At 60.6% G+C, this 21,880-nt stretch carries 21 protein-coding genes and 1 riboswitch; of the genes, 14 read left to right on the forward strand and 7 right to left on the reverse strand.

What is annotated here, in order from left to right; translation table 11 throughout:
- Nucleotides 1–154 precede the first annotated feature (154 nt).
- Nucleotides 155–1,039, forward strand: coding sequence for a non-homologous end joining protein Ku (ku, locus tag IEW00_RS16310; protein WP_188515494.1), 885 nt, complete (start codon nt 155–157; stop codon nt 1,037–1,039).
- Nucleotide 1,040: 1 nt separating this feature from the next.
- The gene (ligD, locus tag IEW00_RS16315; protein WP_188515495.1) at nt 1,041–3,521 is read left to right on the forward strand and encodes a DNA ligase D; all 2,481 of its coding nucleotides are present in this window, start codon (nt 1,041–1,043) and stop codon (nt 3,519–3,521) included.
- 128 nt (nt 3,522–3,649) lie between these two features.
- On the opposite strand, the gene thiC is transcribed toward ligD, so the two are convergent.
- On the reverse strand, nt 3,650–5,539 hold the full coding sequence (gene thiC, locus IEW00_RS16320) for a phosphomethylpyrimidine synthase ThiC (RefSeq protein ID WP_188515496.1): 1,890 nt from the start codon (nt 5,537–5,539) through the stop codon (nt 3,650–3,652).
- A gap of 40 nt (nt 5,540–5,579) precedes the next feature.
- Nucleotides 5,580–5,685, reverse strand: a riboswitch (TPP riboswitch).
- 201 nt (nt 5,686–5,886) lie between these two features.
- Between thiC and IEW00_RS17535 the strand changes: the two genes are divergently transcribed.
- The 3 genes from IEW00_RS17535 (at nt 5,887) to IEW00_RS16330 (ending at nt 8,349) form a co-directional block, all read left to right on the forward strand.
- Nucleotides 5,887–6,219: a hypothetical protein gene (locus IEW00_RS17535; protein WP_229737099.1), complete on the forward strand. Its 333-nt coding sequence runs from the start codon at nt 5,887–5,889 to the stop codon at nt 6,217–6,219.
- A gap of 42 nt (nt 6,220–6,261) precedes the next feature.
- Entirely contained in the window at nt 6,262–7,419 is a 1,158-nt protein-coding gene (locus tag IEW00_RS17540; RefSeq protein WP_373282662.1) for an RNA-directed DNA polymerase, read from the forward strand.
- Nucleotides 7,420–7,551: 132 nt separating this feature from the next.
- On the forward strand, nt 7,552–8,349 hold the full coding sequence (locus IEW00_RS16330) for a TIGR00266 family protein (RefSeq protein WP_188515497.1): 798 nt from the start codon (nt 7,552–7,554) through the stop codon (nt 8,347–8,349).
- A gap of 31 nt (nt 8,350–8,380) precedes the next feature.
- Here the strand turns inward: IEW00_RS16330 and IEW00_RS16335 are convergent, their stop codons facing one another.
- Nucleotides 8,381–9,370 carry a MipA/OmpV family protein gene (locus tag IEW00_RS16335; protein ID WP_188515498.1) on the reverse strand — a complete coding sequence of 330 codons (990 nt, stop codon included), beginning with the start codon at nt 9,368–9,370 and terminating at the stop codon, nt 8,381–8,383.
- Nucleotides 9,371–9,656: 286 nt separating this feature from the next.
- Here IEW00_RS16335 and IEW00_RS16340 point away from each other — a divergent pair, with 286 nt between their 5' ends.
- The 4 genes from IEW00_RS16340 (at nt 9,657) to IEW00_RS16355 (ending at nt 12,862) form a co-directional block, all read left to right on the forward strand.
- Nucleotides 9,657–11,249, forward strand: a complete 1,593-nt coding sequence (locus tag IEW00_RS16340) for an isocitrate lyase (RefSeq protein ID WP_188515499.1) — start codon at nt 9,657–9,659, stop codon at nt 11,247–11,249.
- 141 nt (nt 11,250–11,390) lie between these two features.
- On the forward strand, nt 11,391–11,774 hold the full coding sequence (locus IEW00_RS16345) for a VOC family protein (RefSeq protein WP_188515500.1): 384 nt from the start codon (nt 11,391–11,393) through the stop codon (nt 11,772–11,774).
- Between the two features lie 71 nt (nt 11,775–11,845).
- The gene (locus tag IEW00_RS16350) at nt 11,846–12,418 is read left to right on the forward strand and encodes an SH3 domain-containing protein (protein WP_188515501.1); all 573 of its coding nucleotides are present in this window, start codon (nt 11,846–11,848) and stop codon (nt 12,416–12,418) included.
- Between the two features lie 39 nt (nt 12,419–12,457).
- Nucleotides 12,458–12,862, forward strand: coding sequence for a DUF2177 family protein (locus IEW00_RS16355; RefSeq protein WP_188515502.1), 405 nt, complete (start codon nt 12,458–12,460; stop codon nt 12,860–12,862).
- A 90-nt stretch (nt 12,863–12,952) separates the two neighbouring features.
- On the opposite strand, the gene ung is transcribed toward IEW00_RS16355, so the two are convergent.
- The 5 genes from ung to IEW00_RS17645 all read right to left on the reverse strand — a co-directional run bounded on the left by ung (nt 12,953) and on the right by IEW00_RS17645 (nt 17,556).
- On the reverse strand, nt 12,953–13,666 hold the full coding sequence (gene ung, locus IEW00_RS16360; protein WP_188515503.1) for a uracil-DNA glycosylase: 714 nt from the start codon (nt 13,664–13,666) through the stop codon (nt 12,953–12,955).
- Between the two features lie 46 nt (nt 13,667–13,712).
- On the reverse strand, nt 13,713–14,468 hold the full coding sequence (locus IEW00_RS16365; RefSeq protein ID WP_188515504.1) for an SDR family NAD(P)-dependent oxidoreductase: 756 nt from the start codon (nt 14,466–14,468) through the stop codon (nt 13,713–13,715).
- A complete protein-coding gene (locus IEW00_RS16370; RefSeq protein WP_188515505.1) occupies nt 14,465–15,649 on the reverse strand; it encodes an acyl-CoA dehydrogenase family protein in 1,185 nt (394 codons plus the stop codon). Before IEW00_RS16370 ends, IEW00_RS16365 begins: the two co-directional genes overlap by 4 nt.
- A gap of 409 nt (nt 15,650–16,058) precedes the next feature.
- Nucleotides 16,059–16,658, reverse strand: a complete 600-nt coding sequence (locus tag IEW00_RS16375; RefSeq protein WP_188515506.1) for a rhomboid family intramembrane serine protease — start codon at nt 16,656–16,658, stop codon at nt 16,059–16,061.
- A gap of 124 nt (nt 16,659–16,782) precedes the next feature.
- On the reverse strand, nt 16,783–17,556 hold the full coding sequence (locus tag IEW00_RS17645) for a cold-shock protein (protein ID WP_188515507.1): 774 nt from the start codon (nt 17,554–17,556) through the stop codon (nt 16,783–16,785).
- A 480-nt stretch (nt 17,557–18,036) separates the two neighbouring features.
- Here IEW00_RS17645 and IEW00_RS16385 point away from each other — a divergent pair, with 480 nt between their 5' ends.
- From IEW00_RS16385 to lptB, 5 genes are all read left to right on the forward strand, one after another.
- On the forward strand, nt 18,037–18,852 hold the full coding sequence (locus IEW00_RS16385) for a TerC family protein (protein ID WP_188515508.1): 816 nt from the start codon (nt 18,037–18,039) through the stop codon (nt 18,850–18,852).
- Nucleotides 18,849–19,466 (forward strand): ribonuclease D, encoded by a 618-nt coding sequence (locus tag IEW00_RS16390; RefSeq protein WP_188515509.1) that lies wholly within the window; start codon nt 18,849–18,851, stop codon nt 19,464–19,466. Before IEW00_RS16385 ends, IEW00_RS16390 begins: the two co-directional genes overlap by 4 nt.
- A gap of 66 nt (nt 19,467–19,532) precedes the next feature.
- Complete coding sequence (gene lptC / locus IEW00_RS16395) at nt 19,533–20,174, forward strand: LPS export ABC transporter periplasmic protein LptC (protein ID WP_188515510.1); 642 nt, start codon at nt 19,533–19,535, stop codon at nt 20,172–20,174.
- Nucleotides 20,175–20,257: 83 nt separating this feature from the next.
- A complete protein-coding gene (locus IEW00_RS16400) occupies nt 20,258–20,785 on the forward strand; it encodes an LptA/OstA family protein (protein WP_188515581.1) in 528 nt (175 codons plus the stop codon).
- 281 nt (nt 20,786–21,066) lie between these two features.
- A complete protein-coding gene (gene lptB, locus IEW00_RS16405) occupies nt 21,067–21,849 on the forward strand; it encodes an LPS export ABC transporter ATP-binding protein (protein ID WP_188515511.1) in 783 nt (260 codons plus the stop codon).
- The last annotated feature ends 31 nt before the right edge of the window (nt 21,850–21,880 follow it).

Consider the following 21,880-nt stretch of genomic DNA (forward strand, 5'->3'; position numbering starts at 1 on the left):
ACACAAAATACATGACTGCCCCGAAAGCAAATGCTTCCGGGGCCGCTTCGCGTGCCTGTCGTGCCGCCAGGATTTACCATCTACAGAAACGCGGCCAACGGGAACCTGTCTGCCGCTCGCGCATATCCCTGTTTTGGCTGATTGCGAGACGAACATGGCTGCACGTGCCTATTGGAAGGGACACATTCGTCTCGCTTTGGTGTCGATCCCGGTGGAAATCTACGCCGCGACCAAATCGGGCGCGGCGATCAGCTTCCGCCAGATCCACGAACCCAGCGGAAAACCCGTGAAATATGAAAAGATCGTCCCCGGGATTGGCGCGATCGATCATGATGATATCATCAAGGGGTTCGAGCTTTCCAAGGGCAACTATGTGCTGCTGGATGACGAAGAAATCGAGGCTGTGAAGCTCGAGAGCAAACGCACCCTCGAGCTTGTGCAGTTCGTCAGCAACGACGCCATCGACCTTTTGTATTATACCAAGCCCTATTATGTCGTGCCGGCGGACGATCTTGCGGAAGAGGCGTATATCGTGCTGCGCGAGGCGTTGAAGCGGACGAAAAAGGTCGGCCTGGGTCAATTGTCGCTGCGCGGGCAGGAGCAACTGGTCGCCCTGAGGCCCTGCGGTCGCGGGCTGATACTCGAGGTCCTGCGCTACGCCGATGAGGTCAACAAGGCTGCCGACTACTTCCGTGACGTTGCATCATCGAAACCCGATGCTGACCTGCTGGACCTCGCCGAAACGCTGATCGACAAAAAATCGGGCGAGTTCGACGCTTCGGATTATGAAAACCATTACGTCGATGCGTTGAAGCGCGTGATTGCCAAGAAGGCAAAAGCCAAGGGCAAAAGGGTGCTCGAGGATGTCGATGAGCCGGCAGCTGCAGGGGGTAGTTCGAATGTCATCGATCTGATGGCGGCGCTCAAGGCGTCGGTCGGTGGCAAGAAGACTGTTGTCAAGAAGACCCCGGAAGAAGAAGAATCCGTACCGGCGAAGAAAGCCCCTTCGAAAAAGTCACCGACACGCAAGCGGGCTTGATATGGCCAAGGCGTCAGACCCACTTGCGCAATACAACGCCAAACGGGATTTCGCTCTGACGCCCGAGCCTGCGGGCAAGGCTGGCAAGCCTGGCGGCAATGTCTTCATCGTCCAGAAGCACGATGCCACCCGGCTGCACTTTGATCTGCGCCTCGAGATCGACGGCGTCCTCAAAAGCTGGGCGGTCACGAAGGGCCCCAGCGCGAATCCCGACGACAAAAGGCTCGCGGTGCGGACCGAAGATCACCCGATGTCCTATGCCGATTTCGAGGGCGTGATCCCCAAGGGTGGGTATGGAGGCGGTACCGTGATGCTGTGGGATCGCGGTACATGGGCGCCGATCGCTGGAAAAAGCGCAAGCGATATCGCTGACGGTCATTTGCATTTCACGCTGCAGGGCGAACGCATGAAAGGTGATTGGCTGCTCGTCCGGATGAAGCCGCGGCCAGGCGAAAAGCGTGAGAACTGGCTGTTGCGCAAGATCGACGACGCGTTTGCCGGCGGCACCGACGATCTGGTGGGCCGGGAGATCACCAGCGTCGCCACCGGCCGCGCCATGGCCCAGATCGCCTCTGAGGAAAACGGCGCCAAACCCGCCAAAGCCAACCGCACACCTGGCGCGAAGGCAGCGCCCGTCCGCAGGCCGCGAACATCTGCCAAGCTTCCTGCGTTCCGTCCGCTCCAGCTTGCGACACTGGCAGACTCCGTGCCAACGGAGCACGACTGGATACACGAGATCAAATATGACGGGTATCGGGCGGCTGTCGCTGCAACGGGCGACAAGGTCAGGATATACACCCGCAACGGACTGGATTGGACTGACAAATTTGCGCCGCTGGTGCGCCATTTTGCCACGCTCGATCTTCCGCCGTGTCTGATCGATGGTGAAATCGTCGCGATGGACAAGGGCGGCAACCCCGACTTTTCTGCCCTGCAGGCCGTGCTCAAGCGGGGGCATGGTGCGCAGGGCGCGGAAGACGAACTGCTGTTTTTTGCTTTCGACCTGCTCGAACAGGATGGCGAAGCGCTGACATCGCTGGGCAATCTTGAGCGCAAGGAACGACTGGAGGCGCTGCTCCATCACGCTGCTCCGCCGATTGCGGTTGCCGATCATGTGATTGGTGCCGGCGAGAGACTGTATGAAGCGATGTGCAGCGCGGGGCAGGAGGGGATCATTTCCAAGCGCGCCGATGCGAAATATACCGGTAAAAGATCGACCAACTGGACCAAGGTCAAGTGCACCCGCCGCCAGGAGTTCATCATCGTTGGCTGGAAGCCGTCAAACGCCAAGGGCCGCCCATTTGCGTCGCTGCTTCTTGCGCAGCATGAGGGCGACGCGCTGGTCTACAAGGGCAATGTGGGCACCGGGTTCACCAGTGCCGTGATGGACGAACTGGCACGCAAGTTCGCCAAACTGGCCCGCAAAACCGCGCCATTGCCTGTCGATGCTGCCACCGCGCGCACCGCACAGTGGATAAGACCCACTCTGGTCGCTGAAATTGCCTTTGCCGAATTCACTGCGGGCGGATCGGTTCGCCACGCCAGCTTTCTGGGACTGCGCGACGACAAGCCTGCGCGCGATGTCGTTCCGGAGCATGCCAAGCCCGCGCCGTCATCAGCATCTTCGGTCAAGATCACCAGCCGGGAGCGGGTGGTCTTTCCCGAGGCGAAGATCACCAAGGGAGACCTTGCAGATTATTATGCCGCGATCGCGCCGTTGATGATCCCGCAGGCGGCCCGGCGGCCGATAAGCCTGGTGCGCTGCCCGCAGGGACGCGGCAAGGCATGCTTCTTTCAAAAGCATGATTCCGGTTCGTTTGGTGAGCATGTCCATCAGATCGCAATCCGCGAGAAGGACGGCGGACATGAGGATTATCTGTATATCGATGACAATGACGGCCTGCTTGCCTGCGTGCAAATGGGGACGATCGAATTCCATGGATGGGCCAGCCAGATAGACGATGTTGAACAGCCCGACCGGATGGTTTTCGACCTTGATCCGGACGAGCAACTCACTTTCGCCGACGTGAAAAAGGCGGCGCTGGATATCCGGGGCCATCTTGCCGATATCGGCCTGGTGAGCTTTGCGATGCTGACAGGTGGCAAGGGCATCCATGTCATCGCGCCGCTCGATCGCGGCCATGACTGGGACGAACACAAAGGATTTGCGCGGCATTTTGCCGAGGCGCTGGCCATTGCCGAACCCGGCCGCTTCGTCGCGACGATGAGCAAGGCCAAGCGCAAAGGCAGGATATTCATCGACTGGTTGCGCAATCAGCGCGGCAGCACGGCGGTGATGCCCTATTCGGCGCGCGCCAGAGCCCATGCGCCGGTGGCAGTCCCGATCAGCTGGGAAGAACTGCCCAGCATCGACAGTGCCAGCCATTGGACGATCGATGACTGCAAGGATCTGCTCGAGCGTGCAGCCGATCCTGGACTGCGCGGATGGTGCTTTGCCCGGCAGGCGCTGCCTGGCTATTGAAGTGCCCTGTGTCGCGCAAAGACAGGGCGGTTGCCTAGCTGATTCGGGACTGCACATTAAGGCCGGCGATGCGGTTGCGGATCAGAACCACCAAGGGCCCGAAGACGCAAACCGCATCGCCTGTGCGCTTATTCGGCGGGCAGATACAGCTCGCTGCCCTTTTCCGCATATTTGACGCTCATCTCTGCCATGCCTTTGAGCGCGGCTTCCTTGCTTGCCGCTGCCGTCTCGGCGCCGGACGGCCCGGTGGCGATGAAGCCCTCGACGCCCTGATTCTGCTTGCTGGCGAAGTCGCGGACCTCCTGGCTGATCTGCATCGAGCAGAACTTGGGCCCGCACATCGAACAGAAATGGGCGGTCTTTGCGCCTTCTGCGGGCAGCGTCTGGTCGTGATACTGCTCGGCGGTGTCGGGATCGAGCGACAAGTGGAACTGGTCGCGCCAGCGGAATTCGAAGCGCGCCTTGCTCAGCGCATCGTCGCGCACCTGCGCTGCGGGGTGACCCTTGGCGAGATCGGCGGCGTGCGCGGCGAGCTTGTAGGTCACTACGCCGACCTTCACGTCGTCACGATCGGGCAGGCCCAGATGCTCCTTGGGGGTGACGTAGCAGAGCATCGCGGTGCCATACCAGCCGATCTGCGCCGCGCCGATGCCGCTGGTGATGTGGTCATAGCCCGGCGCGATGTCGGTGGTCAGCGGGCCCAAGGTGTAGAACGGCGCCTCGCCGCACACCTCGAGCTGCTTTTCCATGTTCTCCTTGATCTTGTGCATCGGCACATGGCCGGGGCCTTCGATCATCACCTGCACGTCGGATTTCCACGCGCGGTGGGTCAGCTCGCCGAGCGTGTAGAGCTCGCTGAACTGCGCCTCGTCATTGGCATCGGCGATCGATCCGGGACGCAGGCCATCGCCCAGCGAATAGGCGATGTCGTACGCCTTCATGATCTCGGTGATCTCGTCGAAATGCTCGTAGAGGAAGCTTTCCTTGTGATGCGCCAGGCACCATTTCGCCATGATCGAGCCGCCGCGCGAGACTATGCCGGTGACACGCTTGGCCGCCATCGGGATGTACGCGAGCCGCACGCCGGCGTGGATGGTGAAGTAATCCACGCCCTGTTCGGCCTGTTCGATCAGGGTATCGCGGAAGATCTCCCAGGTCAGCTCCTCGGCGACGCCGCCGACCTTTTCGAGCGCCTGATAGATCGGCACGGTGCCGATCGGCACGGGGCTGTTGCGCAGGATCCATTCGCGGGTGTCGTGGATGTTGCGGCCCGTCGACAGGTCCATCACGGTGTCCGCGCCCCAGCGGATCGACCAGACCATCTTGTCGACCTCGGACGCGACGTTGGAAGCGACCGCGCTGTTACCGATATTGGCGTTGATCTTGACCAGGAAGTTGCGGCCGATCGCCATCGGCTCGGTTTCGGGGTGGTTGATGTTGCTGGGGATGATCGCGCGGCCGCGTGCGACCTCGTCACGGACGAACTCGGGCGTCACATAATCGGGGATCGACGCGCCGAAGCTGTTGCCGTCGCGCGTGTATTCGGCGAGCCGCTCGCGCCCCAGATTCTCGCGCTCGGCGACATATTCCATCTCGGGGGTGATGATGCCGCGGCGGGCATAATGCATCTGGCTGACGTTCATCCCGGCACGCGCGCGCAGCACCTGCTTGCGGACATTGGGGAAGGCGGGAACGCCGCCCGAGCGATCGGGGCCGAGCTGGCCGTTGTCTTCGGGCTTGACCTCGCGCTGATCGACAACCTCGACATCGCCGCGATTCCAGATCCAGTCGCGGCGCAGTTCGGGCAGGCCAGCGGAAATGTCGATCAGCGCGTTGGGGTCGGTATAGGGACCGGAGGTGTCGTAGACGCGGAGCGACGGCTCGCCGCCGGCAAGGTCGATCTCGCGCATCGCAACGCGGATGCCGCTGCCCGATTTGGCCGCGACATGCACCTTGCGGCTGCCGCTAATGGGGCCGGTGGTCACGCCGATTTCGGTGCGGGAATGGATATCAGCCATTATGGTCTCTCCTTGGGGGGCGGAGAGCGGACGCGGTTTTCGGATGAAGCCGCTCCCTCCCTCCGCCGGTATCAGCCGGTTCAGGTTCAACGGGTCGTGGGACGCAACGCCCACCTCTCAGCCGCTCGGCTCCCCGGGGATGGGGGGCAAGTTAGGGGGTAGCGGTGGCGCTGTCGAGCGTTGTTATGAAGCAATGTTCTTCTCAGCACTGCGATTTGCTCGCCCAGAGCGGCATTTTGCTGCTGCGTGTGCGAATGCCGATTATCATCCTGTCGCCCGAATTGCAGGGGGCGATAGACTGCTGACGCAGTATCAAACTAGCCAGAGCAACCGCAATATGGCACTTTATGAGCGAAGTAGATGGATGGACCGGATGTATGAAAAAACTCACGCAACTTGCACATGATGAAGCGATCAAGTTTTTCCTTAAGGGAAGCAGCTACTTTAATGCAGACTTTCCACCATACATCAGCTTTGAGCCCATACTCGCGCACGTTTCGGCTGTTCTCAATGGAGCTGACTATGGGGGCTTTAAAAAAAGTAAACCCGAAGATATGTCAGGTGTAAATTATAGCTTTATTGCTAATAAGGACGGAAGATTTGCTTGGCGGCCGCTCGAACTAATGCATCCTGCGATTTATGTCTCCCTTGTGAACGTTATCTGTAAGCCAGAGAACTGAAAAATTATCACGGACCGATTTTCCGATTTCGAGAAGTGCGCTGTGGAATGTTGTAGTGCGCCGGTCCTGTCTGAAGGCGACGAGAAGGATCAAGCTTCGCAGATAAAGGAGTGGTGGCAGAAGGTAGAGCAATCCTCAATCACTTACTCACTCGAATTTTCCCACATTCTGCATACCGATGTAACTGACTGCTATGGATCACTGTACACCCATAGCATTGCATGGTCTCTACATGGAATGAAGCAAGCAAAGGAATCAAAAGGAAAATCAAGTCTGTTAGGAGACCAAATCGATTATCTCATTCGGGCGGGTCGTTATGGTCAAACAAACGGGATTTCGCAAGGTTCTGTTTTAATGGATTTTTTTGCTGAGATTGTTCTCGGCTATGTTGACGAATTGATAACGGATAAATTAGACGCAAATTTTGATTACAAAATACTAAGGTATCGAGATGACTATCGCATATTTACCAACGACGACCAGAAAGCTGAGTATATTCTTAAGACGATTAGTGATTGTCTGAGAAGCGTTGGTATGAGGCTTGGAGTAGCAAAAACATTTGCTCACACGAACGTGATCGAAGGCTCAATTAAACCTGACAAGATTGCTGGAATTGAACTTCAAGATCTGGGAAAAACTAACGCAAAAACGCTGCAAAAGCAGCTTTTACGATTACATTCGTTCGGCCGAAAATATCCCAATAGCGGAGCTCTAAAGCGCCTTTTGTCAATACTGCATAAGAGGGTGGCAAGGCAGAAAATCACTCCAGATGATCTCGAGGTGCAGGTCGCGATAGCGACAGATATTGCTGTAACGTCTCCCACAACCTTTCCAGTTATTGCTGCGATTTTGAGTCATTTGATTTCTCTCCAGCCAGCCGAACAAAAATCTGAGCTTTGGAATAAAGTAAAAAACAAAATGAGTAATGTTCCGTATAATGGATACCAAGAGATATGGCTTCAGAGGGTAACTAAACCTACAGCTGTCGGCCTTGAATTCCTATCTGATGAGGCGATCTGTAAGATCGTCAATGGAGAAAAGGTGACTCTTTGGGAAAATGAGTGGATTGGCTCGAAGGCACTAAACGAAGCTCTGGAAGTTAGTCAGATTATGGTTGCAGATGCCAGCGCTGCGTCCGAAGAGATTTATCCAGCAGAAGTCGCCCTCTTTAACGACAATGCATTTGCCCTCAGCGGCTAGCGTAACAAACCTTACCGCGTGGATCGGGCCGTTTTCCTGCTAGCAAGGCTGCCTAAGATTGGACAATCCTGCCATCTCCGCGGAAACCCAGAAAGCCCAAGTTAACACGACCACCACAGCCAGGAGCCCAGCATGCCCGCGCACGACATCGACTATGAGATCAAGGGACAGGAACTGCAGTTCGTCGAGATCGAGCTCGATCCCGGCGAGAGTGCGGTGGCCGAGGCGGGTGCGATGGTGTGGAAGGATGCCAGCATCGAGATGACCACGGTGTTCGGTGATGGAAGCGGGCCTCAGGGCGGGGGTTTCATGGGCGCGCTGCTTGGCGCGGGCAAGCGTCTGGTGACCGGCGAGAGCCTGTTCACCACGGTGTTCACGCACAACGGACGCGGCAAGGCGCGGGTCGCGTTTGGTGCGCCGACGCCGGGGAACATTCTGCCGCTGGATCTGAGCAACTATGGCGGCACGCTGATCTGTCAGAAGGACAGCTTTCTGGCCGCCGCAAAGGGCGTGTCGATCGGAATCCACTTCCAGCGGCGCATCCTCACCGGGCTGTTCGGCGGCGAGGGCTTCATCATGCAGAAGCTCGAGGGCGATGGCATGGTCTTCGTCCAAATGGGCGGCACGCTGATCGAGCGCGAACTGGGCCCAAGCGAGGAGCTGCATGTCGATACCGGCTGTGTCGCGGCGTTCACCTCGGGCGTGGATTTCGATCTGGTCTCGGCGGGCGGGATCAAGTCGTCGCTGTTCGGCGGCGAGGGGCTGTTCTTTGCGCGGCTGCGCGGGCCGGGGCGTGTGTGGATTCAGTCGCTGCCGTTCTCGCGGCTCGCCGGACGGATGCTGGCTGCCGCCGGAAGCCGGGGTGGTCAGAACCGGGGCGAGGGATCGGCGCTGGGGTCTTTGGGCGATTTGATCAGCGGCAACAGATGATCGTCGCCGCGCATCAGGCAGCGGCGCTCAATCAGAACGTGTAGGTCAGCCCCGCCCCGCCAAAGAACTGGTTGGCATCGCCGCGGATGCTGACGATCGGGCTATCGGCGGCATCGCCCTGCATGCGCAAATAGCTGCCCAGCACGAACACGCCCCAGCCGCCATCGAGCGCATCGCCCGACAGATCGAAGCCGAGCAGTGCGCTTGCGCCCAGCGACTTGAGCCCGCCGCCAGCGCGGTATTGCGGCAGGCCCGATACGGCGCTGCCCGCGGCATCGACGCTGAAGTAATAATCGGCAAAATTCCCATCGACGATATCGCCCGAGACCGACAGGTTGATCACGCCCTTGGCCCCCAGCAGCTTGTTATAGCTGACCGAAGGCGTCACGACCGCGCCCGAGTGTGCGCCGGCGATGTCGTAGACCGCATCGGTCTGGAAGGTCAGGCTGTCGAACCGGTCGAAGATGCGGTTGACCTTGATCCCCGCGCTGCCGCCGATTTCCACCGCGATGTTTCTGTCACCCAGTTGCTGCACCACCTCGTCGCGGATGCGGGCGACGCGATCGAACCGGGCCCTGATCAGGGGGCCTGCGATGTATTCGACCTTGGGAAACAAGGGATCCTTGATCAGATCGACGAACAGCCCGGGGCCGCGCGCGGCAAAGGCGTATCCCTTGTAGTTGCCCTGAACGACCGGTGCGGGGAACAGCACATACTGGTTCGATCCTTCATAGCTGGGAACGAACCCCGCGCCCATGCCCACGGTGATCGTGAAATCCTTGGCGAACACCGACTGTGACAGCCGTGCCCCAAAAGCGAGCAGCTTCATTTCCTCTTCGGTGGGGCCATAAGGCCGAGCTTGCGCTGCATCGGGGCGCGCGGTCACGACGACGGTTGCGTCGGTGGGGGCCGGGGTGGGTTGCGCGATGGTCTGGGGCTGATTTTGGGCGATGTTCTGTGCAGCGGCAGGGGTGGCCGCGCTCGCAAACAGTGCGAGGGGTAGAAATGATCTCGTGAGCATGAATGAGCTATCCCGTGAATGCGCAATGGCACGATAAGGACACGCGCCGTTGCTCCATATGTTGCATTGCAGCGGAATGCGGCATGAATTTGGCAGCCTGCGATCTGGTGTCAGTCCTCGCCACCTGTAAATTAATTTACATAATGACACTTCATGATCCAATTTCTGGCGTAAAGCGACACTGAATTGCAGGGGTTTGAATAGGGAATGACGCGGATTGCGCGTATCTAGCAGTCAGCAAGTGTCAATTTATGACACAGCATGACTCGCAGAAGGACCTCACACCATGCCTTATACCGACCAAATCCGCGCAAACGAGCAGCTTATCGGTACCAAGCAGGGCCGCTGGACCGGCATCGATGCCGAGTCGGTCGCGCGCATGCAGTTGCAGAACCGCTTCCGCACCGGGCTCGATATCGCGCGCTATACCGCCAAGATCATGCGCGAAGACATGGCCGCTTATGACGCGGACTCGTCGCAGTACACCCAGTCGCTGGGATGCTGGCATGGCTTCATCGCGCAGCAGAAGATGATTTCGATCAAGAAGCATTTCGGCACCACCAAGCGCAAGTATCTGTACCTGTCGGGCTGGATGGTCGCCGCATTGCGCAGCGATTTCGGCCCGCTGCCCGATCAGTCGATGCACGAGAAGACCAGCGTTCCCGCGCTGATCGAAGAGCTCTACACCTTCCTTCGCCAGGCAGACGCGCGCGAACTCGATCTGCTGTTCAGCGGCATCGACAAGGCCCGCGCCGCCGGTGACAGCGCCAAGGAGCAGGAGCTGCTGGCGCAGGTCGACAATTTCCAGACCCATGTCGTTCCGATCATCGCCGATATCGACGCCGGGTTCGGCAATGCCGAAGCCACTTATCTGCTCGCCAAGAAGATGATCGAGGCAGGGGCCTGCGCGCTGCAGATCGAAAACCAGGTGTCCGACGAAAAGCAGTGCGGCCACCAGGACGGCAAGGTCACCGTGCCGCACGAGGACTTCCTTGCGAAGATCCGCGCCTGCCGATATGCGTTCCTCGAACTCGGCGTAGAAGATGGCGTCATCGTCACCCGCACCGACTCGCTGGGTGCGGGCCTCACCAAGCAGATCGCGGTGAGCAACGAGCCGGGCGATCTGGGCGACCAGTACAACAGCTTCCTCGACTGCGAGGAAATCGACCCCGCCACCGCGCGCAACGGCGATGTCATCATCAACCGCAACGGCAAGCTGATGCGTCCCAAGCGTCTGCCCAGCAACCTGTTCCAGTTCCGCGAAGGCACCGGCGAGGACCGCTGCGTTCTGGACAGCATCACGAGCCTGCAGAACGGCGCCGACCTGCTCTGGATCGAGACTGAAAAGCCGCACGTCGAACAGATCGCCGGCATGATGGACCGCGTTCGCGAGGTCATCCCCAACGCCAAGCTTGTCTACAACAACTCGCCCTCGTTCAACTGGACGCTCAATTTCCGTCAGCAGGTGTATGATGCGATGGTGTCCGAGGGGCTGGACGTATCGGATTATGACCGTGCGCAGCTGATGGATGCCAAGTACGACCAGACCGAATTGGGCATCGCCGCCGACAAGCGCATCCGCACCTTCCAGGCCGATGGTGCCAAGCGCGCGGGCATCTTCCATCACCTGATCACGCTGCCGACCTATCACACCGCAGCGCTTTCGACCGACAACCTCGCCAAGGAGTATTTCGGCGAGGCGGGCATGTTGGGCTATGTGCTCGGCGTCCAGCGCCAGGAACTGCGCCAGGGCATCGCCTGTGTGAAGCACCAGAACATGTCGGGCAGCGACATCGGCGATGCGCACAAGGAATATTTCGCAGGCGAGGCAGCCTTGAAGGCTGGTGGCGTCAACAACACGATGAACCAGTTCGGATAATCCGAAAGATCAAACCAAACCGATAAGGTTTTCCTGGGGAGGAAAAAGATCAACCCGTCGGCGGCAACGTCGGCGGGTTTTCTTTTGGCCTGGGCAGGCGTAACGTACGGCTGCATCCGATGGCACGATGGGAGATGATCCATGGCGCAGGTTCTTGGCCTTGGCGGGCTGTTCTTCAAGTCGGCAGATCCTGGAGCGACCTGTGCATGGTATGCCAAGGTGCTGGGGATGAACTTCGGCGAATGGGGCGGGGTGGTGTTCACGCCTGATGCGGCGGCCGCCCACCCGGGAGCGGGCACGGTGTTCTCGCCCTTCGCTGCAGACAGTGATTACTTCGCTCCATCGGACAAGGAGTTCATGTTCAACCTGATGGTCGATGATCTCGACGCGATGCTGGTGCAATGTGCCGAACACGGGGTGGAACCGGTGAAGCTGTTCGATGCCGCGCCCAACGGTCGGTTTGCGCACATCATGGATCCGGACGGGCGCAAGATCGAGCTGTGGCAGCCCGCACCGATGGGATGATGTCGGCTGCATCCGCTCTGATTTGGTGAGCGTAACTTCGCCACCAAACTGATGAGGGGGGCCTCGATTACATGCGCAAAGTCCTGTTTTGCTGTCTGATCCTGACCGCGACCATGCCGGTTCACGCGCGCAGTACGATGGCGCCCGCCCCGGTCGATCTTGCAACGGCGCGCGCGTCGATGGTTGGAGCGTGGCAGGGCACGCTGGAGTATCGCGATTACACCGCCGATCGCTGGTTCAGCATACCGGTGAGGACCCAGATCGCCGAGCAGGGCGATGGCGCGACCATGATCCGCTCTTCCGATTTCGACGATGGCCCCACGGTGGGCAATGTCCGGATCACCTCGGTCGAACTGTTCGATCCTGCGGCAGGCACCGTGTCGGTGGGTACGTTCCGCAAGGGCCGCGTTGCCGAAGTGACGACCTATGCCATCCGCATCGCCCCCGGTTCGCGCGACGCAACCCATTGGACGATTGTCGAGGAAGCCGAAGGCAGTGACGACGACCGCCCCGCGACGCTGCGGCTGACGACAGTGCGCGATGGCGACACGGTGGAGACGCTCAAAGAGGTCGACTTTCTCGACGACGACGCCGCCCAATGGCTGGTGCGCAACCGCACGCGCTTGACCCGCACCAGTGAATAGCGCCACACCCCATCCATTCCCGCCGGAAAAGGGTCTCCTATGCTCCGTTATGCCGCCGCCTATCTGTTCACCGGACTTGCCTTCGTGCTGATCGACAGCGTGTGGCTCAAGACTATGGCGCCCCGGCTGTATCAGCCGATCCTGGGCGACATGCTCGCGCCATCGTTCCGGCTGGTACCCGCGGTGGTGTTCTATGTGTTCTATATTCTGGGTATCCAGATTTTCGCGGTCGCCCCTGCGCTTGCCGATGGGCGCTGGCAGACGGCCTTGGTCAACGGCGCGATGCTCGGCTTCTTCTGCTATATGACCTATGACCTCACCAACCAGGCGACGCTGGCGGTGTGGAGCACGAAGATCACCGTGCTCGATATCCTGTGGGGGACGTTCCTCACCGGATCGTCGGGGCTGGCGGGGTTCGTAGTGACGCGCGCGATCTGGAAGTAAATCCGTTTTCCGGCGAACGCCGGAATCCAGGGCGATGGTAGTCTGATCTGACTCCTGGACTCCGGCTTTCGCTGCAGAACATCAGCCAAATCAACGAGAGTCCGGCAACTGCCAGTCGATCGGCGCCAGCCCGCGCTCTTCCAGAAACGCGTTGGCCTTGCTGAAATGCCCGCAGCCCAGGAACCCGCGATGCGCCGAGAGTGGCGAGGGGTGCGGGGCTTTGAGCACCAGATGCCGCCCGCCACGCTCTATGCTGTCGACATTCGCCGCCTTTTTCTGCGCATAGCTGCCCCAGAGCAGGAACACCACCGGGTGATCGAGCGCGTTGACCTTGGCGATCACTGCTTCAGTGAATCGCTCCCAGCCGCGCCCCTGATGCGATCCGGCCTCGGCCATCTCGACCGTCAGCACCGCATTGAGCAGCAGCACGCCCTGCTGTGCCCAGTGCTCGAGAAAGCCGTGCGCCGGCGGCGTGACACCCAGATCGCGCTCGAGCTCCTTGTAGATGTTGATCAGCGATGGCGGTGGCCGCACGCCCGGCTGCACGCTGAAACAAAGCCCGTGCGCCTGACCGGGTCCGTGATACGGGTCCTGCCCCAGGATCACGACGCGCACCTGATCGGGCGGGGTCAGATCGAGCGCGCGGAACCACTGGCTACCCGGCGGAAAGATCCGCGCGCCCGCCGCCTTGCGTTCGAGCAGGAACGCCTTGAGCTCGGCCATATAGGGCGCAGCAAATTCGTCCGCCAGCGCGTCGCGCCAGCCGGGGTGGATATGCGGCGATACGGGGGCGGTGCTGGTCATGCTGTTGCTGATGCCCGCCTCTTCCCGGTCCGGTCAAGCCGCCAGGCTAAAGCGAGCCCACCAGATGCCCGCCATCGACTGTGAGGATGCTGCCGGTCATGAAGCGGCTGGCATCCGACACCAGCAGCAGCAATGGGCCATCGAGATCGGTCAGCTCGCCATAGCGGCGCATCGCGATGCGTTTGCGCAACGGCTCGCCCGCGTCGCCTGCGAGCTGGTCGCGGTTGATGTCGGTGAGGAAATAGCCCGGCGCCAGCGCGTTGACGCGGATGTTGAAGCGCGCCAGTTCCATCGCCAGCTGCCGCGTCATGTGCAGGACTCCCGCCTTGGACATCGCATAGGGGCCGGTGCCTGCTGCGGTCTGGAAGCCGGTGATCGAGGCAGTGTTGATGATGTTGCCGCCACCTGCATCGCGCATGATCTTCGCGGCTTCGGTCGCGACGTTCCACGCACCCTTGAGGTTGGTGTCCATCACGAAGTCATAATCGTCTTCGGTCTGGTCGAGCGCGCGCTTGGTCACCGCGACGCCTGCGTTGTTGATGCAGGTGTCGATCGCGCCCGCCGCCGCGATGCCATCGCGCACCGAGGTGAGATCGGCGACATCGATCCGCACCGCGCTCGCGCTGCCGCCCGCGCCGGTGATCTCGGCAACCAGAGCCTCGAGCGCCTCGAGCCTGCGCGCCGCCACCACGACGTGTGCGCCGCACTTCGCCAACACGCGGGCAAAATGCGCGCCGAAGCCTTCGCTCGATGCGCCGGTGACGAGGATACGCTGGCCGGTCAGGTCTGCGGTCAGGGTCATGCGGCGGCTCCCTCTGTCGCGTGCTTGTGATCGCGCTTGATCTTCTTGGCGAGCGACCATTTGTGAACCTCGGTCGGGCCATCATAGATGCGGAAGGCGCGGATCTCGCGGAATACCTGTTCGACGATGGTATCGCCGCTCACCCCCTTGCCGCCCATCACCTGTACGCAGCGGTCGGCGACGCGCATCAGCGCTTCGGACACCGCCACCTTGGTCATCGAGCTTTCAACCGTGCCGAGCTCGCCGGTGTCGAGCACGCCCGCGCACCAGGCGATCATCAGCTCGGCCTGTTTCAGGTCGATGAGGTTTTCCGCCAGCATGAAGCCGACGCCCTCGTGATCGACCAGAGGCTTGCCGAAGGCGTGGCGGCGGCATGCGTAGTCGCTCGCGACTTCATGCGCGCGGGAACAGGCGCCGTACCAGCGCATGCAGTGCGACAGCCGGGCAGGCGAGAGCCGTACCTGCGCATATTTGAAGCCCTCGCCGCTCTGGCCGAGCATCTGGTCGGCAGGCACGCGCAAGTTTTCTATCGCGATCACCGCGTGGCCGCCGGGCATCGAATTGTCGATGGTGTCGAGCACGCGCTCGATGCGGATCGCCGGATCGGGCAGATCGACCAGGAACATGCACGCGCCGTCCTCGGACTTTGCCATGATGATGCCGACCTTGGCGCCTTCTGCTCCCGTGATGAACGCCTTGCGGCCGTTGATCACCCAGTGGTTGCCATCGAGCTTGGCGGTGGTCTGCATCATCGAGGGGTCGGAACCTGCGCCGCCTTCGTCGGCCGGTTCGGTCATGAAGAACGCCGAGCGCGATTCGCCACTGACGAGCTGATCGAGGAAGCGTTTTTTCTGCTCGTCGCTCGCCATCTTGCCGAGCAGGTACATGTTGCCCTCATCGGGCGCGGCGGTGTTGCAGGCGACCGGGCCGAGGGGCGAGAGCCCCGATTTCTGCAGCACGATGGCGGTCTGCGCCTGGGTGAGGTGGCGGCCATCGGCCAGGATATGCGGCGTCATCACGCCGGCGTCGCGGGCGAGGACGCGCATCTCGAGCACCAGCTCCTCCGAAGGCCCATGCGCCCCGCAGCGCGGGTCGTGCTCGTACGGGGCGATAACATCACGGACGAAACGTTCGACCTTCGCGGCAATGGCATCGACTTCGGCTGCGGACAGTTCGGACATCTTGACGGGCTCCCGGATGCTTGGTGTGCCTGCACCGGGTAACCAAGCCGCCGCGTTAATCAACTGGCTAAATGGTCACCGGCCTCTTGCGAAGGCAGGGGCCAATCTTCTGGCCGATGGATTGCAAGCCAACACAGGAGACGGCCTCCCACTTCCGTGCGAAAGCGTTTGAGCTTAAAATCCTCCCCTGCAAGGGGAGGGGAATACGCAGTGGTGGGGGGTGTCCACTTCGGCGAAAGGGTGACACCCTTCCGTGATGGCGCTGCGATGCCACCTCCCCTTTCAGGGGAGGATTTTGGTCGCGATACGGCCCGTCCTCCGGCGAAAGCCGGAGCCCAGGAGCCGGATTGCGCAACATCGCCCCTGGGTTCCGGCTTTCGCCGGCAAGCAGAGCCATCGCGGCCATTGTTTAGTCAACAGCCTTGGGCGACTTCGAGCGTTCACGGGCGAAAATGATGGTAGCAGCGACCAGTCCTGTTGCGAACGCGGTGGAATGGCCGATCTTTATGGTGCCATGGCTGCTCACAAACACATCAAGCGCGATAGCGATAACCACGCCAGCGACCGCGACCCACCATCCAGCTTGCTTCCGGTTGACCAGCACGATCGTGGCGCCTGCCAGGGCAAGATAGGCTTGTGATGCCCCCGATATGAACGCTGATGGGTAAGCGAGCGCGCTGAAATACTGCCCCACCGCACCGCCGCCCAAGCCAACAAGCAAGACAAATCGTGCCGATGTCTGACGGTTCAAAGCAGTGGCCAATAGGCTGATCAACACCGCATTGAACATCATATGGGGGAATTTTACGTGGAGCCACTGCGAGGCGAACAGGCGCCATCCATTTTCAAGCGAAAGGTTCCGGCCCTTGAATGCACCGAACATCACAAGATCTTGTGATGCCTGAGTGTTAAAGACCGGCTGATCAAGCTTGATGGCCAAGAAAGCCCAGACGCTCACGATGCTCAATCCCCAAATCAAAGCCAGCGGCGACTGAAATCCTTTCCCCATTATGCTTCCTATCTGATGCTCGCCACCCGCTGCATTCCGCCCCAAAAAGAAAACCCCGCCGCGCCAAAAGGCACAGGCGGGGTTTCATGTCTCTTGTCCCAACCCTTTCGGGCCGAGCAGCCGATCAATCGTGGTGCGGCACCAGGTTGACGGCGGAGTGCTTGCCGCGGCGGTCGACTTCGAGGTCGAACTCGAGGCGGTCGCCCTGGTTGAGCGTGGTCATGTTGGCGCGTTCGACCGCGCTGATGTGCACAAAGGCGTCCGGCTGGCCGTCATCGCGGGTGATGAAGCCGAAGCCTTTCATCGCGTTGAAGAACTTGACGGTTCCGGTGGCACGCTCGCCGGTCAGTTCCCGGCGGGGAGCCTCACCGCGCGGTGCGCCGCGATCGCCGCCACGGTCACCGCCGCCAGCGCTTTCGGAAACAGCGATCAGTTCGCCATCGACCTTGAGGTCGCTGGCCGAAACCTTGCCGCCGCGATCTACAAGCGTGAATTCGAGGCCCTGGCCTTCAGCGAGGTTGGACAGCCCGGCGCGTTCGACTGCGCTGATGTGAACGAACACATCTTCGCCGCCATCTTCGCGCTGGATGAAGCCGAAGCCCTTCTGTGCATTAAAGAATTTGACCTTGCCCTTGGCCTCGCCGACCACCTGGGTGGGCATGCCGCCAAAGCCGCCGCTGCGAGGAGCGCCGCCACCGGCAACGCCACCGGGTCCGCGCGGAGCGCCGAATCCGCCGCCACCAGCAGGGGCGCCGTATCCACCGCCGCCACCGCCACCGCCGCCAAAGCGATCACGGTCACCATATGCAGGCGGAGGCGAAAATGCGTCGAAATCATCCTCGCCAAATCTGTCGCGTTTGTCCCGGCCCCTGCCGCGCCGACCCCTGTCAAAACTCATGCCGAATTATTCACTTTCAATGTCGTCCTGGATCATATGCTCAAGAACAGGGCGGACGTGAACCCTGTCGCTTAACTGACGGACCTGTTGGTGTGGACCTTTTCAGCATGGAGCAATCCACCACGAACACGTACCAAAAACCTTAATACATTCGAACTTTCATCAGCATCAACCAGTGATCTTTCGACGATCATTCCGGCATCAACAGAGCAAAAACCTGTGGAAGTTCTCAAATGCTGCATTGCACGTATCAAAAAATGCGCAGCAATCGCGGACTTCCAAGTGATTCTCATAAACCAAATCCGGCGGCATGGCGAATAATAAATGGCCCGCAGCAAGGCTTTGCCGCTCAAATATGGCGGTTCGACCCGGGTTTGCGACGAAGGCCTGCCGCGCGGGTTACTCGGACTGCCCCAAAATCGGTAAACGTGCGCATTTACGGGCCTTGCCATGCCCGTGCGGCTGCGGCATCGGGGTTCGATGGACAGCATAATTCCCCTTTTGAGCGACCCGGCAGCATGGGCCGCCCTCATCACCCTTGTGATCCTGGAGGTCGTGCTTGGCATCGACAACCTGATCTTCATTTCGATTCTGTCGAACAAGCTTCCCGAGCACCAGCGCCAGAAGGCGCGACGGATCGGCATCGGCCTTGCGCTGATCATGCGTCTGGCGCTGCTGTCGATGATCGCGTTCATCGTTTCGTTGACCACGCCGGTGTTCGATCTGGGCATTTCCGGGCCATTGGGCGAGCATGGCGAACCGACATTCGAGACCCAGTTCTCGTGGCGCGACCTGATCCTGATTGCAGGCGGGCTGTTTCTGGTGTGGAAGGCGACGAAGGAGATCCACCACAGCGTCGATGATGAACCTTCGGGTCAGGCGCTCGACAAGAAGGGAAAAGCGGTGATCAGCTTTGGCTCTGCCATTGTCCAGATCATCGCGCTCGATGCGGTGTTCTCGATCGATTCGATCCTGACTGCGGTCGGGATGACCGATGATGTGCCGATCATGATGGCGGCGGTAATCATCACCGTCATCGTGATGCTCGTTGCCGCCGATCCACTCGCCAACTTCATCAACCGCAACCCCACCGTGGTGATGCTGGCGCTGGGCTTCCTGTTGATGATCGGCTCGGTGCTGATCGCAGATGGCTTTGGCGTGCACGTGCCGAAGGGTTATATCTATGCCGCCATGGCATTTTCTGCGATGGTCGAGGCTCTCAATATCTGGTCGCGCAACCGGCGCGAGAAAATACGCGGCAATTCGCCGACACATTCCAACGGCGAGATTGCATGACCGTATATTTCCACGAAGCAGACCTGCCTGCCGATGTGCTGGCCCCCGGGCCTGTGGCCGTCGATACCGAGACCATGGGGCTGGTCACGCCGCGTGACCGATTGTGCCTGGTGCAGATATCGGATGGTCACGGCGATGAGCATCTGGTGCGCTTCATGCCCGGCAGCGATTATGCCGCGCCCAACCTGCGCGCCGTGCTCGCCGATCCCGAGCGGTTGAAGCTGTATCATTTTGCGCGGTTCGACCTGGCGGCGATCAAGCATTATCTGGGGGTAATGGCAGCGCCGGTGTTCTGCACCAAGATCGCATCGCGGATGATCCGCACCTACACCGATCGCCACGGCCTCAAGGAACTGGTGCGCGAAGTGCTGGCTCGCGAGATCAGCAAGCAGCAGCAGTCGAGCGACTGGGGCGCGCCCGAGATCAACGAGGCACAGCGTGATTACGCCGCCAGCGACGTTCGCTTTCTGCATGCCTTGTATGCCGCGATGGACCAGCGGCTGGTCCGCGAAGGGCGCCGGGAACTGGCGCAGGCCTGTTTCGATTTCCTCCCTGCGCGCGCCGAACTCGATCTTGCCGGCTGGCCGGAAATTGATATCTTCGCGCACGCTTAATATATCGGGTTGGATCAATCCTCCTGGCCGTAATTCAGGCGCGACACCGAAAGGCCTTCAGCCGACATGACCGAACGCGCTGACATCATGCGCAGCCGCCGCCAGCTGTTTGCCGCTCCCGGCGGCAGCCACGACCGGCTGGTGCGGCTGCTGGGTCTGATTCTGCCCTCGGCAATCGGCGTGCTGGTCGCGTTCCTCGCGCTCGCGCCATTGTTGCGCAACACCGAGGTCAGCTTCCTGCTCGACAAGAACCAGGTCGATATTGCGCGCGAACGGATGCGGGTGACTCAGGCAATGTATCGCGGGCAGGACAGCGAAGGGCGTCCCTTCTCGCTCGAGGCGGGCTCTGCGGTGCAGCAAAGCTCGCGAACTCCGGTGGTCCAGCTGAGTGATCTGGCCGCGCGCATCCTGCTTGCCGAAGGCCCCGGGGTGCTCGAAGCAGGGCAGGGCACCTACAACATGGACAGCGAACAGGTTTCCATTGTTGGTGCGGTGCAGTTCAGTTCGGCCAACGGTTATCGCATGGTGACCCGCGATGTGGACATCGATCTGCCCGAGCGCAGCATGGTCAGCCGGGGCGAAGTCACCGGTCGCTTGCCGACTGGCACTTTCCGCGCTGACCGGCTAAAGGCCGATCTTGCCAATCGCACGGTCACGCTGGAAGGCCGCGCCCGGCTGCGGATGACACAGGGCGGATTGCCCCAGTGACGAGCGGAGATCACGTGACGAACGGAGATACGGGTTTGACCAAGCGGGTCTCAGTGCAGGGCTTCAATGCGGTACGCTGCCGGTTGCCGGGCGTGGCCGCTGCTGCGCTGTGCCTTGGCGCGCTGGTGCTGGTCCCCGGGAGCGTCACCGCGCAATCGCTGATGAACCACAACAGCAATGCGCCGGTTGATTATGCTGCTGATCGCATTGAGTTGCAGGATCGCGCCAACCGCGTGCTGCTTTCGGGCAATGTCGATATCACGCAGGCGGGCCTCCGCCTGCAGGCGACGCGGATGACTGTGGCGTATCGCAATACGGGCGGGATCGAGATCGAGCGGATCGACGCCAACGGCGGCGTTGTCGTCACCAAGGGTGAGGAACGCGCCAGCGGCAATGTCGGCATCTACGACTTCAATCGCCGCATCATCACTTTGATCGGCGACGTTGCGCTGCGCCAGGGTGGCAACACGCTCAATGGCGGGCGAATGGTCATCGACCTGACCACCGGTCGCTCGACCATCGATGGCCGCTCGGCGGGTGGTGCTCCTGGCCAGACCGGCTCGGCGGGCGGGCGCGTCTCGGGCACTTTCGCGGTTCCCAACCGGGATTGATCTCTTAAATCCTCGCCCAGCTAGCTGGGGGTGGTGGAGGGGAAGCGATGTCATGCCTCTGGCCATACATGCACTATCCCGCTTCCCCTCCACCATCCTGCGGATGGTCCCCCTCCCCGAGACAAGCTCGGCGAGGATTTGAGTCTGAGCTCCACGACCGCCCATGCACAAATCCTGCCAACACGTGAATATCGCCGGTTTTCATCGCATTGTTCCATGCTATGGGGAACAGACGAAAGGCGGCGAGGACAGCCGCCGTCTTGGTTTGCAGGAATGTTGCGATGAACGATGTAGCCCCCCTTGGCCTGCTCAGCGGCACCGCCGCCGATCCCGCTTTGTCGAGCGACGGGCTGAACGTCGTGTCGATCGCCAAGAGCTATGACAAGAAGGTGGTGCTGTCGGATGTGTCGTTGCATGTCGCCAAGGGCGAGGTGCTCGGCTTGCTCGGCCCCAACGGCGCGGGCAAGACCACCTGCTTTTATTCGATCATGGGGCTGGTGAAGCCCAATTCGGGCCGCATCATGCTCGATGGGGTCGATATCACCACGCTGCCGATGTATCGCCGCGCGATTCTGGGACTGGGTTATCTGCCGCAGGAAACCTCGATCTTTCGTGGCATGACCGTCGAGCAGAACATCAAGGCGGTGCTCGAACTGGTCGAACCCGAACTCGATGCGCGTGCTGCCCGGCTGGAAACGCTGCTCGAGGAATTCGGCTTGACGCGGCTGCGCGAATCTCCCGCAATGGCGCTGTCAGGCGGGGAGCGCCGCCGTTGCGAGATTGCCCGTGCGCTCGCCGCAAGCCCTTCGATCATCCTGCTCGACGAACCGTTCGCAGGCATTGACCCGCTGTCGATTGCGGACATCCGTGATCTGATCATCGAGCTTAAATCCCGCGGTATCGGCGTGCTGATCACCGATCATAACGTCCGCGAAACGCTCGATATCGTCGACCGCGCCTGCATCATTTATGATGGCCAGGTGCTATTTGCAGGCACTCCCGAGGCGCTGGTGGCGGATGAAAATGTCCGCAGATTGTATCTGGGTGAGGGTTTCGAACTGTGACGGCCGATCACCGGGCGGTGAAGGTCTGACC

The sequence above is a fragment of the Blastomonas aquatica genome (genome assembly GCF_014639875.1).
In the GTDB taxonomy this organism is placed as follows: Bacteria; Pseudomonadota; Alphaproteobacteria; order Sphingomonadales; family Sphingomonadaceae; genus Blastomonas; species Blastomonas aquatica.